Genomic DNA, 14,709 nt, shown 5'->3' with positions numbered 1-14,709 from the left:
TTTTTTCGGTAAATTTCGTATTTTTTGCGTACTTATTAATGAAGAAGTAAATATTAATAAGTAGGAGAAAAATATGTTGTTATATCATGGTAGCTATACAGTCGTAAGAAATCCAAAATTATTAAAATTTCAAACGGCTCATGATTTTGGTGATGGTTTTTATTTAACTAGTGATAAAAATCAAGCAAGAGAATGGGCTATTAAAGTTGTAAAACGAAAAGTTTTTGAACCGTATTTTAAAAATGCAAAACCTGTTATAAATATATATAATATTGGTAAAAGAAGTTTTAATTCTTTAAATGTAAAAAAATATTCTACACCAGATATAAACTGGTTAAATTTTGTAACAGAAAATCGTCTTCTAGAAAGTATAGAGACAAAATTTGATATAATCTGTGGTCCTGTAGCAGATGCTAATCCAGATAATGTTTTAATGGAATATAGTAAAAAAAGGATAAATTGGAATATTGCGATTAAAAGATTACGTGTCACTAAATTGACTGATCAATATGCATTTAAGACTGAACGTGCACTAGAATTATTAAGTTATGAAGGTGAAGAAATTGTTGAAATCTAAAGAAACAGAGAATAAGCAGTATATAGCTAATACAATAGCTACAACTATAAAATTAATTTTAGAAAATAATCCTAATATGACATTTGAGGAAGCAACTAATTCATTTTTAAATTCAAAAACTTATCTAAAAGGATTAGCATTAGAGCCAGAACTTTATTATCACGAAGGTAGAGATTATTTCTACGATTTATGGAATAATGAACAAAAATACGGTAAACCTATCCCATCAGTTTGGCTAGAATTACATGGACTTTTGTAAAACAAACTTATGGCATTTTTTAAACCGATAGTATATAATTTTAGAAAATAAATATAACAGGTCAGTACTTCATTGCCCAACTGGGGCTTGGGTGCTGTTTTTTTCTCTATTTTTCCTCGAAAATCTACGCTATAATAGAGCCAAACAAACGATGAGGGATAGAAATGAATGTAAATAGTGAAGAACTTATAAATTTTAAAAAGAAAAAGAGCTTGCGATATATTGTTGCAGAAAGTGCGATGTTGATCGGCGGAATTTTATCTTTTGGTAAATTCACGAATTTACCGCTTTTTATAATCGGCTCGCTTCTCTTGATTGCTGGTATTTTCACTTTTTTCTTTTCCGGCTGGATTATGATGAGCAAGGCAAAATATCGTGAGCTTGAAGAAGCCGCCGAAGATTCAACTACCTTCAAAGAAATCGTTAATGAATTCGGAATAGGGATGACAATTGCCGGCATAATTTTCATAGCTGCTTTGGTAATTGGTGGAATATTTATTTTGTATATCCTATCTCATTCGTGGATTAAAACTGTATTTATGGTAATTGCGTTTGAATTTGTAAGTGATTTGCGTGGCTATTTTAAACTTAAATATCAAGAAGAATAAAGTAAAAAAGAGACCTTCCGAAGAAGATCTCTTTTTTTGAAGACTAAAATATACGTATGTATAACCGTTACTTTATCTATATCATAACGTTACGCAATCTAGTATATCACTAGCTCGATACAAGTAAAGTGGAATTATGTAGATTTTTAGCCCATTAAAATAGCTAATAAATTACTAATGCATAAATTTCATAGCAATCATTAAAATACCAAGCAGAATGAAAATAATAGCCACAATTTTATTTAGTTTCTTTTCACTAACTTCATTTGCAAACTTAGAACCAATAATTCCAGCTACTAAGGCACCAATTGTAATCATTAAGCCAATTTTCCAGTCAACGTTGCCTTGACGGGTATAGCCTACTAATGAGGAAAGAGCGGTAATTGCCATAATTACTGTTGACGTACCAACTGCTTCATGCATTGGATAATGCAAGATAAAGATGATTGTTAGGAGGACCATCACGCCACCACCAGCACCAACTAAACCACTGATGATACCGATAATAAATCCTATAAGCAAAAGAGCTAAAGTTTGCCAATATACATTTTTAAAGTGAACGCCTTTGGAAGAATCAAATGAATTTTCTTTTCGACGCAAGGTGGCAATTCCTGATAGGATCAACACAATTGCGAATATGCTGTTTAAGACTTGATCGGAAATAATTCCTGCCCAATGACTGCCAAGTTGTGATCCTAGAATCGAACCAACCGTAATCCAAAGACTTTCTTTTAACCGAACATTACCATGCCGGAAATATGAAATTGCCACAACAAGACTGGTAATGACGTCAACTAACAAACTTGTTCCGATAGATATATGCGGATTTAAACCAAAGAAAAGCGTTAGGGCAGGGACCACCACACTAACGCCGCTTGCGCCAATTAGGCTTGTTACCGTTCCTGTAATTAAACCAACAAAAATAGCTCCAATAACTATCCAAATTGTCATCAAAAAACTCCCTTATTTTAGATATTCTGAGTTTAACAATAAAATTTGAAAAAACTATGAAAGTAAATAATTTGCTTAACTATTTTAATTGCTTAAATAAAAAATCATCCTAACTATATAGGCTAGGGATGATTAATCAAGACATTATTTTACAAGTCAAAATATTTAGAATAGGTATCAATTAATCCTTCTTTGCGTTCAGGACTTAGCAACAATTCTTGCTTTAAGTATTCAGCTACCTTTTCGCTATTTTGCATCATAACAGCGTCTAAGATTTTTTTATCATATTCAACAATTTGTTTCCAAGTAACTTGGTCAGATCTTAAGCATAAAACAACAATACGATAGAAATAAATATTGACATTTTGAAGCCAATTCCAGATCATCATGTGCTTAGTGTTAATATAGAAAAACTTATGATATTCATCATAAAGGTCAAAGAATTTTGAAACATTATCTTCCGCAATTGCTTCGTTTTCTTCTTTAAGCAAAGTTTTCATACGAGTAACTTCATCATCTGAAAACGTAGTATTGCTTGCTTCTTGCATAATTGATAGTTCCAAGGTTCGACGTACATTAAGTGCATCACTTACACGATCCATTTCAATTAATGAGACGTAAGTACCGGATTTTGGAATGGTATTAATCAAACCTTGTTCTTTTAAACGTAAAAGTGCTTCACGTACAGGAGTACGGCCTATGTTTAAATCTTTTTCAATATTTTTTTCTGAAATTTTTTGACCAGGGTAGTAATCAAGATCAATAATTTTAGTTAATATTTGTTTATACGCCTGATCTGTTAAATTTTTTGTCAAGAGAATATCCTTTCACTATTAGTATATTACTATATTACGATACTAGTATACCAGTTTATGAACGCTATGCAAATCTGCAACTAAGGCAACGATTTTTAATCTTTTTCAAATCAAATTTTAGCGAAATACATCTACTCTCTATCTGTATTAATTATAAGCATAAAAATATAAAAATGTATAATAAGTTAAAAAGATATGTATGAAATTATATTCATATATTCCATTTTGATTAACAATATATAAAATAAAAACACAATGAAAATACAGCAAAATATTAATTTCGTCCGCAAAAAAAGCCGGTCAAATCCGAAGAAGGTTTGACCAGCTTATTATTTTTAATAACCAAATAATCCAAATCTTGTTTTAATTTTCGTCCACCAAACATGAAGGAAATATGCGGAGGTAAACGATAGAATCCACGTTAAAATCCAGGTGCCAAAGAAGGTTAAAAATGGATGATAACTAGCATGATATTGCATGTTGAGCCCGCGCCAAATTAATTGATTCCAAAAGACATTGGAAAGATATGCCCGATAAGCATAAGTAGCCAAAAAATGAAACGCGGATAAACTTTGCTCAGAATTCTTTCTTATTTGATAAAGACAAAAACTGGCGATTAGCGCAATAACGGCTAAACAATATAAAGTCATTGAAGGCTTGTAATATGGCGCGTTATTGAAGTTAACAGGATGGCCGAACTGACGAAGTTCGATATTTGTCCAAATGAAACAAGCAAGAAAGATGAGGGCAACCATCCACCAATATTTTTTCAAAAATTGATTAACAGAATCTCTAAATTTCCAAGCAAGTACGCCGTAAACGCCATAAATAAAAAATGAAATGAATACGCGGTCGAGCAGATACCAATCCTTTTCGTGAACGCCATGAAAAACATAATAGTCGTAGAACCATAGCCATGCAAAATAAAGCACAAAAGTAATGACTGCGACAGCAATACCACGTTTAGCGTTTTGATCAACGAAACGGCTGAGTGCCCAAAAAAGTGGCATAAGAATAATGAATTGAAGCATCATCGTGTTATACCATAAATGAGGCGCTGCATTACCATTGATAAAATGCCAGCAGAAGGAGCCAAAGCTATTAAATTTATTTACTTGCTGAAGCCATGGCATCCCCAATAGATAAATCAGCGTCCACCAGATTGTAGGTACGAAAAGATTTGACCAATTGGCCCGCATATGATTTTTATAAGAGAAATTGCCTTTCAAATCATTGCTTCGGATCGTAGTGTACAAGATACCAAAAATAAAGGCCGGTGCCGTATATTTGACCAGGTTGTAAAAAATACCAAAGATATCCTGTGTTTGGGCCGGTTGTCCCACATTCATGATCATTGCCATGATTGGCTGCGACATAACTGCCGTACAAGCGAAAACCTTGAGATAATCGCCAATATCAGCGGTTTTGTAAGTTGGATATGGATATTTTTCCATAATAATTAAGTCCTTTCTTAGTAGACACGTGAGATCCCTAAGAAGTTTAGCTTCAATATAAATACTTTTTTGAAAAAAGGCAAGATGCAATTAATTATTTTTTTGCGCTTGAACAAAGACGTTAGCAATTTCGTTGCTGAAGAGTCGCTGGTTATCATTTAATTTTTTGTGTGGCGTATTAAGATAAATCGTTCGATAAGGTGGGGTAGGAACGATGCGCGCGGTATCAATTAAGTCGTAATTGGCGAAATTGCGGCCCCAAGTGACTTTAGGAATAAAACCAGCACCTAGCCCGGCGACAATCATTTGACGCACGGTGGCTGGTTCATCAGATTGGTATTTGAAATTTAATTTAATATTGTTTTGCAAAAGAAAATTATTAACTAACGTTTGTAATTCAGTTTCATCGCTTTCACCTACAAAAGTATATTTTTCTAAATCTTGTGCCTGCAAAAAATGTTTAGTATGCAAAAAATTCTTTTTCCAGCCGATTAATAATTCTTCTTTTAAAAGTGGAATTGCTGTAAAATGATCAATCTTTTTCGAAGAGATAATAAAATCAAACTGTTTAAAGTCTTTTGCAAAAGTGGTTTTTTGTCGAATATTTAAACTGACGTTGGGCAATATATCTTGCATTTTTAGAGCGATTGATGAAATAAGTGGCGATCCAACTGTGAAAAGGACGTTGATTTGTTCATTAGCTAAATTTTTGTCGCTTTGAACTGCGGTAATTCCACTATTTAAAAGCTTTAGACTATCAGAAACATAAGAGTAAAAAATCTTGCCCTGCTTATTCAATTTAATTGTACGACCTTGACGATCAAATAATTGTACTCCGATTTCATTTTCTAATTGTTTAATAGTTTTACTAATAGCTGATTCACTAACATATGCAGCTTTTGCGGCTTCAGTAACGGAACCTAGACTAGCAACACTAACAAAATATTTTAATCCGGTTAAATTCATTTTTGTTCTCCATTAATAACCATTTGGTTAACTATAATTCCTATTATCTATTATAAATGGTTATCAAATCGCGTTAAACTATTTTTGTGAGATCCAAAGAGGTGATATCGTGAAATGTTTATGGTTATTTCCCGGACAAGGTGGGCAACACTCGGGAATGCTGGAAGAAGTTGATTCCGATTTAAAAAAGCAAGTTGAAAGTTGGACGAACGTTAAGCTTCTCGATAGTGAAGAAGGCTACCAAGATTCGCAGCAAATTCAATTAAGTATTCTGCTTTTACAAGTTGATCAAATCGATAAGTTAAAGTGCAAAGGTTGGAAGCCGGATTTAGTAGCTGGTCATTCACTAGGAGTTTTCGGTGCAGCTTATGCCGCTGATGTAATTGATAAAGAAGATGTTTTTAAATTAGTATCTTTAAGAGCTAAATTGATGCAGAATTCTTATCCTTCAGGTTACGGCATGGGCGTAGTTGTAGGTTTATCTCGTAGTGAAGTTGCAGATATAGTTGCTAAAGTTCATAGCAAAGATGAACCAGTTTATTTATCAAATCAAAACTCTGAATTACAAAATACTTTATCCGGGAAAATTTCCGCAATTAAAGAATCTTTGCAATTAGCTAAAGAAAATGGGGCTTCAAAGGTCCAATTGCTTCGTGTTCCTAATCCTTCGCATTCACCTTTAATGCAAAAGGTGGCCGCTAGATTAGAAAAAGAAGTTGGTCCAATTGCTTTGCATCAACCTCAGTGTATTTATTTGGCAAACAATAACGGTCATCCCGTAAAAGATGTTAATGATATAAGTTACGATTTAGCTAATAATCTTATTCATCCGGTTTTCTGGGAAACCATGATCAATGTTGCATTAGAATATCAACCTCAGGTAAGCATTGAATTTGCGCCAGGGACCGCTTTTAGCAAGCTTCTTAAAGCTAAAACAGATCAATTATCAATTATTACGTTACAAAATATGTCAGTTGACGATGCTGATTATTTATTGAATAAATGGAAAGGAAAATACAATGACTGAAAGAAATTGGCATTCCCATCGTGATGCTAAAAATGCACGTTTAAGCAGTGCTTTATCATTACTTGATGGTAAATTTGCTAAAACAAAAGATGTTGTTAAAGTTTTGGAAACTTTGATTAAGCCAGGAGATAAGGTTGTTCTTGAAGGAGATAACCAAAAACAGGCTTCCTTCTTATCTGCTGCTTTAACCAAGGTAGATCCAGAAAAAGTTCATGATTTACACATGATTATGTCAAGTATTTCTCGTCCAGAACATTTGGACATTTTCGATTTAGGTGTTGCCTCCAAGATGGACTTTTCATTTGCTGGACCACAAAGTACGCGTGTTTCTCAAATGATTGCCGACGGCACTATGAAAGTGGGCGACATTCATACTTACTTAGAATTGTTTGGACGCTTATTTATTGACTTAATTCCAAATGTTGTCTTAGTTGCTGCTGATAAAGTTGACCGTGAGGGTAATCTATATACAGGATTTAACACCGAAGAAACGCCAACTATCGTTGAAGCTGCAGCTTTTCATGATGGAATCGTTATTGTTCAGGCTAACGAAGTTGTCGATAAATTGCCAAGAATAGATATTCCTAGCGGTTGGGTGGACGTTGTTATTCCTGCTGATAAGCCATATCAATTGGAACCTTTGTTTACTCGTGATCCACAAGCCATTACTGAATTGCAAATTTTGATGGGGATGATGGCTATTCGCGGAATTTATGAAAAGCATCATGTTCAAACTTTGAATCATGGAGTTGGTTTTAATACTTCTGCTATTGAACTTCTTTTACCAACTTATGGTGAACAACTTGGATTAAAGGGCAAGATTTGCCGTAATTGGGAATTAAATCCAACCCCAACTTTAATTCCTGCTATTGAAAGTGGTTGGGTTGACTCAATTCACTCATTTGGTGGCGAAGTTGGTATGGAAAAATATATTGCTGCTCGTCCTGACATTTTCTTTGTTGGTAAAGATGGTACGATGCGTTCAAACCGTGCTTTAGGTCAAGTTGCTGGTCAATATGCTTGTGATATGTTTGTTGGCTCTACTTTGCAAATTGATCAATGGGGCAATTCTTCAACTGTTACTCATGGTCGTTTATCTGGATTCGGCGGTGCGCCAAATATGGGCTCAAACCCAACCGGACGTCGTCACTCAACTCCAGCATGGCAAAGTTTAAAGCCGGACGATGATCCACTTGCTAAGGGGCAAAAACTAGTTGTGCAAATGGTTCAAACTTTTGGCTCAAATAAGAAGCCTGTCTTTGTTGATCATTTGGATGCTGAAGAAGTAAGAAAAGAAGCAAAACTTGCTAATGTCCCAATTATGATTTACAGCGAAGATACAACTCATATCGTTACTGAAGAAGGTATTGCTTACCTTTACAAGACTGACAGTATGGAAGAAAGAAAAGCTGCTATTGAGGCAATTGCTGGTGTAACTCCTGTCGGTTTACGTTCAGATCCTAAGGAAGTTAAGAAGCTTCGTGAAAAAGGAATTGTTGCTTTGCCAGAGGATTTAGGCGTTCGCCGTCAAAATGCCAAGCGTTCACTTTTAGCTGCTCAAACTATGGATGATATTGTTGAATGGTCACATGGTTTATACAATCCACCTGCAAAATTCAGATCATGGTCTTAATAGGAAGGAACAATTATTATGGAAAAACTTCATTTTACTTATCAAAATACAAAGACAATTGAGAAGTTTGTTCACGTTGGCGTTGTGGCTTCCGGTGATTTGGAAGTTTTGCTTTATCCCGCTGACGAAACAACGGTGGATATCGTAACAGGCAGCGATGGTTTTAAGGAAGTTTGGAAGAATGTTCTTAATCGTTTCTTTGATAGATATTCATTAAAAGGTAAATTTATTATTCATGATTTTGGTGCAACGCCAGGTGTTGTTAACTTACGTTTGACTCAAGCAATGGAGGCATTAAACGATGAAGAATAGTTTTGTTGAATTGAAAGGTCGTCAACGTGCTTTTGCTTTGGTTGACGAAGGAACAGGCAGAGAATTAGTTGGTCCTGAATATGACATGATTTCTCCACACCTTGAGCCCCAAAAGATTGTTCCTGAAAGTGATGATGGAATAATTTTGCTTAAAGGCAAGCTTGACGGCAAAAATGTTGTCGTTATTTCTATTGAAGGAAAGTTCCAAGGTGGAGGTATTGGTGAAGTTTCAGGCGCCAAAATTGTAGCCGCATTGGAAAAGACTTTAGAAGATAACAAGAAAGGCATTAAAGAGTATCCTATCATTATCTTGGATACAGGTGGTGTTCGTCTTCAGGAAGCCAACTATGGTTTGCTTTCGATTTCAGAAATCCAAAATGTTGTCATTGCTTTGAAGAAATACGTTCCAGTAATCGGTTTAGTTCCTGGTCGCGTAGGCAGTTTTGGCGGTATGTCAATAACCAGTGCAATTCTTTCATATTTAATTACTACAAAGAAAGCTAGAATTGCCTTAAATGGTCCAGAAGTTATTGAACAAGAAGCTGGTGTTCGTGAATTTGATTCTAGCGATAAGGATTTAATTTGGGATACATTAGGAACTCGTCAAAGAGTAGCAACAGGTATTGCTGATGAAGTAGTCAATGACGATATAAAAGCAATTAAAGAAGCTATTAGTAAGGCTATTGATGAAAAGAAAGATGCTCATAGAACTGAAAAAGCTGATTTCTATTTATCATTGCTTGACCATATCGATTTTGATAAGCCATTGAATACTGAAGAATATCGCAAGCTTTATGCTGAAAACAAGACTGAAGAACATCAAGTTCCTGAAGCGGTTTCTAGTGACAAGCCGGGTACTAAGAGTAGAGGCCGTTTATGGTTTGAAAAGTTAACTGGAATTGAGAATGCTAAGTCTGAGTATCCAACTGTTCTTCATGCTGAAAAAGATGGTAAAGAATATATTGCAATTGTTCCAGATGAAAATAATAAATTTCCACGCGTTCGTCATGGTGAGGTTGGACTTCAAGAAGGGTTTGTCGTTTCTAAGATTGTTAACCAAATTATTGAGGAAGACAAAGATAAAGAAGTTAAACGTCCAATCGTGCTAGTTGTTGATGTTCCAAGTCAAGCTTATGGTTACAAGGAAGAATTAATTGGAATCCATATTAGTTTAGCTTCTGCGGCAGCTGCTTATGCTAAGGCTCGTCAAGCTGGACATCCAGTAATTGACTTTATTCCTGGGGATGCCGTATCAGGTGGTTTCTTGGCACATGGTTTGCAATCTAACCGTATAATTGCTTTAGCCGATAAGTCGATTACTATCCAAGCTATGTCTAAAGCTTCCGCAGCTCGTATTACGCAAAGAACGATTGCGGAACTTGAAGAAGCTACTAAGCATGTTCCTGCAATGGCTTATGATATTTTCAATTATGAAAAATTAGGTGCTTTGTATAAGTTGGTTCATGACGTTTCATCATGGGATGCTAATGATGATGCAGTGAATGAAATTCAAAAGCTTATTGATGAGGCAATTGAAAGCACTAAGGGCAAGCCAACAGATTTGCACTTTAGATATGAAACTCCAATTGCTGTTGAAAGTGGACGTAAAGCAACTAATGAAATGCGTAAAATGGTATTTGAACAATGGAACAAATAAAGATTTGGCCTCATGATCTCTTAACTTTTGCTAATGATCAAGACTTAATCTCTGAAGAGAATCCTTTACCTGAATGGGCAAAGGATTCTTTGTCTAAGGCAAAAATTGGCGTAGTTAGACGGGGCAATATCAAAGATGGATTAATTCCTGTTGGTTTAAGAGGATATGAAAGAAATCAAAGATTGGCAGGCTTTTTAAAATTTTCTAATGTAAAAAAAGTCTATCATCCGAGTTATTTTATAAAGAATAGATCATGGCAGAATTTACCTTTAGATAGACAAAAATTGCCTGCTTTTCAAGCATTAGAAAAAATTGTGCCTATCCTTGAAGGTTATGATTGGGGAATAAGTGGCTCGCTTGCATATGAAATGGCAACAGGCGTAAAAATGGTAAAACATACTTCTGAACATAGTAGTGATCTTGATTTGATCATGTTGGCTACGCGTAAGCTGAGTCACAGCGAAGCTAATGAATTATTGGAAAAGCTGAATAAATTTGGAACACATGCTGATCTTCAAGTGGTAAATGGTGAAAAAGGATTTTCACTGGAAGAATATGCTCAAAATCGTGATCGGCAAATTTTGGTAAAAACAGCTTCAGGACCAATTTTAAGCAGAGATCCGTGGGCCTTTTTTAAAGGAAAAATAGAATGAGTATGTTTAAAACTAGCGATATGGTGAATATAAATTATAATTTGCAAGGCTCAGGCAAGCCGATTGTATTGATTGCTGGTTTCGGTGGTTATCAAGAAATTTGGACGGATCAAGTAAATTATTTGTTGAAGATGGGTTATCAGGTTCTTACTTATGATCATCGCAATATGGGCAAGAGTGAGCGAACAGAAAAAGGTCATACTTTGCAGAGATTGACTGATGATTTAATTGAACTTTTGCACTACTTGAATATTAATTCCGCTGTTTTTATTGGTCATTCAATGGGCGGCAGTATTCTTTATGATTTGTATAAAACTAAGCCAGAGTTAATAAAATTGAGTATTGTAGTTGATCAAAGTCCTTATATGCTCAATACTGCGGATTGGCCGTATGGTTTTATGAATTACACGCCAGAAAATTATTTGCCAGAAACTTTAAGAACTCCACAGGTACGTGAGACATTGCATGGGATCGATGGTGAAGTTTTAAATAATTTGAGTAAAGTGAAAACAGATTACCCTTTTAGTCGTAAGGAGAATATGGATTTGTTACAAGAACATTCACGACTCGATTGGCGTGATACAGTTAAAAATATTTCAACTAAGTTAATCGTGATTGCTGCAAGTCAAAGTCCATATTATAATTCGGATTTTGCGCGATGGATGGCAGAAAACAATTCTAATATAGAAAGCGTCGTTTTAGAGAATTGTGGTCATGATATAATGGCCGAAATTCCGGATCGATTTAATCAGTTATTGCGACATTTTTTGTTGAAAAATCGATATTTGCCTAAGTAAAAGCAGAGTCTTCAATTTGGAGACCCTGCTTTTTATTCTTGCAATCCTTCCCCGAATATATTATAAAATTGACTATAGTAGATGAATATATAGTGTTAGCGTTGACAGAGAGTATTTTATATAGAGATGTTAAGTATACGTATATTATTAATTACTGAATCAGTAACTATCGCAGTTCTTTCAGTACTTTTTGATTTTCTTTCTTTTTATAAAATTTCTAGAATAAAAGTTCAGGGAATAAAGGATTATCTTTTTCTTACCTGTTCCTTTATCTTTCTTTTCATCCTTAGAAGTTGGGGCGGGGTTTTTGCGGAATTAACTTCGATTGTTGAGATTCTGCTATTTTTATTATTTTATAGAAAAAAAGACAAAATCATTGTAACAGGTTCAATATTTATAGCCGTATTTGTGGACTATATCTGGCAAGTCAGCTACTTAGTAATTACTAATTCAGTAGCTAGTCATTCTGGACTTAGGCTCGAAATTGAAACAGTTATTGCATATTACATTATTGCCTTTCTTCTGGTTAATAGATATAAAAACGTATTTTATCGCTATCTATGTGATCAAAATAGAAAAATCTTCTGGAGTATTTTCTTCTATTTATATGTTTCATTGTTGATCTTAAATTTAATAGATGAATTTATGGATGAAATTACTCCTTCAACATTGGGTTTTATCTGCATGTTAATTGCGCAAATGATTTTTAGCGTTGTGATTTACATCCTTATTGTTCATTCTCAAGAAGAGCATCGTAAAATTGAACAGACGATGTTAAAACGCCAGCAACAGAAGCAGCTTGAAGAATATGCCAGTTATTTGGAAAAAAGTGAAGATGAACTTAGAGCATTTAGACATGACTATCGCAATATGTTTAATTCTTTGAAAATTAGTGCGCAAGAGGGAAAAGTTCAAGAAGTAATTGATAAACTGGATAAATATACGCAATCAAATTTAGATTCCCAAGCTTTATTAAAGTACAAAGATATCAATCATATTCATATCAAATCTTTGAAGAGTATTATTATTTCTAAGCTGACGGAATTGTATGATCAAAAAATACCCTATAATCTTGAATGCAGGCAAGATATATCTCAGCTTCCTGAGGGCGTTGATGAACTTGATTTGGTAAGAATTATTGGTATTACTTGTGATAACGCTATTGAAGAAAGCAAGAGTATGCAAGAAAAAGGGGAAACTCCCGAAGTTCAGATTATGTTTTATTCAGATGAAACTGGTGAAATCGAATATGAGATTTGCAATAAACTGCGTGCTTCAAAACTTTCAATCAAAAAGATCCAAGAACAAGGCTATACTACTAAGAAAAATCACCAAGGATTTGGCTTAGCGAATATAAAAACAATTGAAAACAAGTATCCTGATATGTCAATTTCTTACAATATTAGAGATGGATGGTTTGACTTCTATATGACAATAGATTCGGAGGATGATGAATAATTTGAAATATCCAATAGTTATTTGTGATGATGATAATACATTAGCTCAAAGCCTAGCACGAAGCATTAATGTAGCAGTGCAGAATATAATGGATGATAATTCAAATTATAATAATATTGATTCTTCAGTCGTCTTGGTCGCAAATTCATTTGAGCAAGCTGCGAGATATATTACAAGCAATAATCTGCAAAACGGCATTTACTTTTTAGATATTGAATTAAGTCAAAATTCAGAAGCTAAAAATGGGGTTGATTTAGCGGAATATATTAAAAAGCAGGATGCTAATGCGCAGATCATTTTTGTAACAGCCTATGATAAATACGCGCCCCTAACTTATCGGCGCCGTATCGGTGCGATTGATTATATTAATAAGTCGCAGGAGCGAGAAAAGATAATTGCTCGTTTGCAGGAAACTTTGCGAGCTGCCTTCGACAATTTGTATAAAGAACAGAAATTAGCTGGGAAAACTTTTACTTATAAGATAGGACGCCGAATTCAAAAGATTGATCAGGCCGAAATTTACTTTATTGAAAGCAGTATCAATCATCATAAAGTGCGTTTGGTAACGGCAACGGGCGAAAGTGAATTTAAGAATTCAATTAGCAATCTTGATGAAGAAAATGATTTTTTAATAAGAATATCGCAGTCGGCATTGGTCAATCCGGATAATATATCTGCTGTGGATTTTTCTACTAAGAAAATAAAGTTTCCGAATGATGAAGAGGTTTATTATTCACGTTCATATAGGAATACGATTAAAATGATTGTTGATAAAATTGGAACGATCAAAGTCATATAGAAATACCAAATTGGCCCAAAAAGCGACCAATTTGGCATTTTTTATTTATTGAGACGGAAAATATATATAATAAAAGTAGAAAGTGTATTAGGATGTGGATAGAAAGGGATGATTAAGATAGCCAAAAATGATAGAGTGCTAGATGATCATTCTTTTATAAAAAGGTATTCCGTTGGTGTAGCAATAGGAACAGCTTTTTTTGTATTTCTGTCATGGATATATGCAGATCTTTCATTGAGCTTTTTTAAAGGCTGGAAGGTAATTGCTATAGTTGCACTAAGCTTCGCTTTCAGTTTGTGTATTGTTCCAGCCATATTAGTTAGCTTGCAAAAATATAAGGGAGATAGAAATTATAATTTTCGGAAACATTTACTTATCGGAATTAGCATTTGTGTTATTTTCTTAGTATTTAACTTGTGTATAGATTATTTCTGTCATTCGAAAATTGATTGGTATTTTTACTTAGTCAATATAATCGTTTTTTTAATCATTTCCATTTCTTAAGTAGAGATATAATAACATTTTCTTAATCCGCAATAAAACATAATATTAACAGAGTTTTTGTAAGTTAAAAAAGTTCATTTTAACGGGAACTGGTCGGATGGAATACCAAATCGGCTCAAAAAATGACCGATTTGGTATTTTTTGTCTATTTGAATGTTTTATTCAGTAAAATGTTGTTTAGAGTCGAAAGGGAAGACTTAAAGTTGAGTTGAGATATAACGATATTAAGGCTCTTTTTC

General features: G+C 34.2%; 16 protein-coding genes. 11 read left to right on the top strand and 5 right to left on the bottom strand.

The window, feature by feature from the left end; genetic code table 11:
* The first annotated feature begins 73 nt into the window (after positions 1–73).
* The 3 genes from JCM6256_RS06035 (at position 74) to JCM6256_RS06025 (ending at position 1,444) form a co-directional block, all read left to right on the top strand.
* Positions 74–577: a DUF3990 domain-containing protein gene (locus JCM6256_RS06035; protein ID WP_025080856.1), complete on the top strand. Its 504-nt coding sequence runs from the start codon at positions 74–76 to the stop codon at positions 575–577.
* The gene (locus JCM6256_RS06030; RefSeq protein ID WP_155833169.1) at positions 567–836 is read left to right on the top strand and encodes a hypothetical protein; all 270 of its coding nucleotides are present in this window, start codon (positions 567–569) and stop codon (positions 834–836) included. Before JCM6256_RS06035 ends, JCM6256_RS06030 begins: the two co-directional genes overlap by 11 nt.
* A gap of 164 nt (positions 837–1,000) precedes the next feature.
* Positions 1,001–1,444 (top strand): hypothetical protein, encoded by a 444-nt coding sequence (locus tag JCM6256_RS06025; RefSeq protein ID WP_025080854.1) that lies wholly within the window; start codon positions 1,001–1,003, stop codon positions 1,442–1,444.
* Between the two features lie 174 nt (positions 1,445–1,618).
* Here the strand turns inward: JCM6256_RS06025 and JCM6256_RS06020 are convergent, their stop codons facing one another.
* The 4 genes from JCM6256_RS06020 to JCM6256_RS06005 form a co-directional block, all read right to left on the bottom strand.
* On the bottom strand, positions 1,619–2,395 hold the full coding sequence (locus tag JCM6256_RS06020; RefSeq protein ID WP_025080853.1) for a sulfite exporter TauE/SafE family protein: 777 nt from the start codon (positions 2,393–2,395) through the stop codon (positions 1,619–1,621).
* 149 nt (positions 2,396–2,544) lie between these two features.
* A complete protein-coding gene (locus tag JCM6256_RS06015; protein ID WP_025080852.1) occupies positions 2,545–3,210 on the bottom strand; it encodes a GntR family transcriptional regulator in 666 nt (221 codons plus the stop codon).
* Positions 3,211–3,545: 335 nt separating this feature from the next.
* Positions 3,546–4,664: an acyltransferase family protein gene (locus JCM6256_RS06010; RefSeq protein WP_025080851.1), complete on the bottom strand. Its 1,119-nt coding sequence runs from the start codon at positions 4,662–4,664 to the stop codon at positions 3,546–3,548.
* Between the two features lie 90 nt (positions 4,665–4,754).
* Positions 4,755–5,630 carry a LysR family transcriptional regulator gene (locus JCM6256_RS06005; protein WP_025080850.1) on the bottom strand — a complete coding sequence of 292 codons (876 nt, stop codon included), beginning with the start codon at positions 5,628–5,630 and terminating at the stop codon, positions 4,755–4,757.
* Positions 5,631–5,787: 157 nt separating this feature from the next.
* Between JCM6256_RS06005 and JCM6256_RS06000 the strand changes: the two genes are divergently transcribed.
* The 8 genes from JCM6256_RS06000 to JCM6256_RS05965 all read left to right on the top strand — a co-directional run bounded on the left by JCM6256_RS06000 (position 5,788) and on the right by JCM6256_RS05965 (position 13,966).
* Positions 5,788–6,657 carry an acyltransferase domain-containing protein gene (locus tag JCM6256_RS06000; RefSeq protein WP_051545883.1) on the top strand — a complete coding sequence of 290 codons (870 nt, stop codon included), beginning with the start codon at positions 5,788–5,790 and terminating at the stop codon, positions 6,655–6,657.
* Positions 6,650–8,290 (top strand): malonate decarboxylase subunit alpha, encoded by a 1,641-nt coding sequence (mdcA, locus tag JCM6256_RS05995; RefSeq protein ID WP_025080848.1) that lies wholly within the window; start codon positions 6,650–6,652, stop codon positions 8,288–8,290. The genes JCM6256_RS06000 and mdcA overlap by 8 nt, the downstream gene beginning before the upstream one ends.
* 18 nt (positions 8,291–8,308) lie before the next feature.
* Positions 8,309–8,602, top strand: coding sequence for a malonate decarboxylase acyl carrier protein (mdcC, locus tag JCM6256_RS05990; protein ID WP_025080847.1), 294 nt, complete (start codon positions 8,309–8,311; stop codon positions 8,600–8,602).
* Complete coding sequence (gene mdcD, locus JCM6256_RS05985) at positions 8,592–10,259, top strand: biotin-independent malonate decarboxylase subunit beta (protein ID WP_025080846.1); 1,668 nt, start codon at positions 8,592–8,594, stop codon at positions 10,257–10,259. Before mdcC ends, mdcD begins: the two co-directional genes overlap by 11 nt.
* The gene (locus JCM6256_RS05980) at positions 10,247–10,912 is read left to right on the top strand and encodes a malonate decarboxylase holo-ACP synthase (protein ID WP_025080845.1); all 666 of its coding nucleotides are present in this window, start codon (positions 10,247–10,249) and stop codon (positions 10,910–10,912) included. Before mdcD ends, JCM6256_RS05980 begins: the two co-directional genes overlap by 13 nt.
* The gene (locus tag JCM6256_RS05975; protein WP_236694726.1) at positions 10,909–11,709 is read left to right on the top strand and encodes an alpha/beta fold hydrolase; all 801 of its coding nucleotides are present in this window, start codon (positions 10,909–10,911) and stop codon (positions 11,707–11,709) included. The genes JCM6256_RS05980 and JCM6256_RS05975 overlap by 4 nt, the downstream gene beginning before the upstream one ends.
* 408 nt (positions 11,710–12,117) lie before the next feature.
* The gene (locus tag JCM6256_RS05970; RefSeq protein ID WP_236694725.1) at positions 12,118–13,167 is read left to right on the top strand and encodes a sensor histidine kinase; all 1,050 of its coding nucleotides are present in this window, start codon (positions 12,118–12,120) and stop codon (positions 13,165–13,167) included.
* Positions 13,160–13,966, top strand: coding sequence for a LytR/AlgR family response regulator transcription factor (locus JCM6256_RS05965; RefSeq protein ID WP_035438378.1), 807 nt, complete (start codon positions 13,160–13,162; stop codon positions 13,964–13,966). Before JCM6256_RS05970 ends, JCM6256_RS05965 begins: the two co-directional genes overlap by 8 nt.
* Positions 13,967–14,112: 146 nt before the next feature.
* On the opposite strand, the gene JCM6256_RS10605 is transcribed toward JCM6256_RS05965, so the two are convergent.
* Positions 14,113–14,280 (bottom strand): hypothetical protein, encoded by a 168-nt coding sequence (locus tag JCM6256_RS10605; RefSeq protein ID WP_155833168.1) that lies wholly within the window; start codon positions 14,278–14,280, stop codon positions 14,113–14,115.
* Positions 14,281–14,709: the final 429 nt, after the last annotated feature.

The organism is Lactobacillus hamsteri DSM 5661 = JCM 6256, from assembly GCF_000615445.1.
Taxonomy (GTDB): domain Bacteria; phylum Bacillota; class Bacilli; order Lactobacillales; family Lactobacillaceae; genus Lactobacillus; species Lactobacillus hamsteri.
Note: the sequence above shows the minus strand (reverse complement) of the source record. Positions and strands in the feature narration are given on the sequence as shown.

Bases quoted from the DNA above. Each gene is read 5' to 3' on its own strand.
- JCM6256_RS06025 (WP_025080854.1), top strand. From the start codon at position 1,001: ATGAATGTAAATAGTGAAGAACTTATAAATTTTAAAAAGAAAAAGAGC.
- JCM6256_RS05975 (WP_236694726.1), top strand. From the start codon at position 10,909: ATGAGTATGTTTAAAACTAGCGATATGGTGAATATAAATTATAATTTG.
- JCM6256_RS06010 (WP_025080851.1), bottom strand. From the start codon at position 4,664: ATGGAAAAATATCCATATCCAACTTACAAAACCGCTGATATTGGCGAT.
- JCM6256_RS05980 (WP_025080845.1), top strand. From the start codon at position 10,247: ATGGAACAAATAAAGATTTGGCCTCATGATCTCTTAACTTTTGCTAAT.
- JCM6256_RS06005 (WP_025080850.1), bottom strand. From the start codon at position 5,630: ATGAATTTAACCGGATTAAAATATTTTGTTAGTGTTGCTAGTCTAGGT.
- JCM6256_RS06000 (WP_051545883.1), top strand. From the start codon at position 5,788: ATGCTGGAAGAAGTTGATTCCGATTTAAAAAAGCAAGTTGAAAGTTGG.
- mdcC (WP_025080847.1), top strand. From the start codon at position 8,309: ATGGAAAAACTTCATTTTACTTATCAAAATACAAAGACAATTGAGAAG.
- mdcD (WP_025080846.1), top strand. From the start codon at position 8,592: ATGAAGAATAGTTTTGTTGAATTGAAAGGTCGTCAACGTGCTTTTGCT.
- JCM6256_RS06035 (WP_025080856.1), top strand. From the start codon at position 74: ATGTTGTTATATCATGGTAGCTATACAGTCGTAAGAAATCCAAAATTA.
- JCM6256_RS06020 (WP_025080853.1), bottom strand. From the start codon at position 2,395: ATGACAATTTGGATAGTTATTGGAGCTATTTTTGTTGGTTTAATTACA.
- JCM6256_RS10605 (WP_155833168.1), bottom strand. From the start codon at position 14,280: ATGGCTGGAACAATACACAAACTGAAAGCGAAGCTTAGTGCAACTATA.
- mdcA (WP_025080848.1), top strand. From the start codon at position 6,650: ATGACTGAAAGAAATTGGCATTCCCATCGTGATGCTAAAAATGCACGT.
- JCM6256_RS05965 (WP_035438378.1), top strand. From the start codon at position 13,160: ATGAATAATTTGAAATATCCAATAGTTATTTGTGATGATGATAATACA.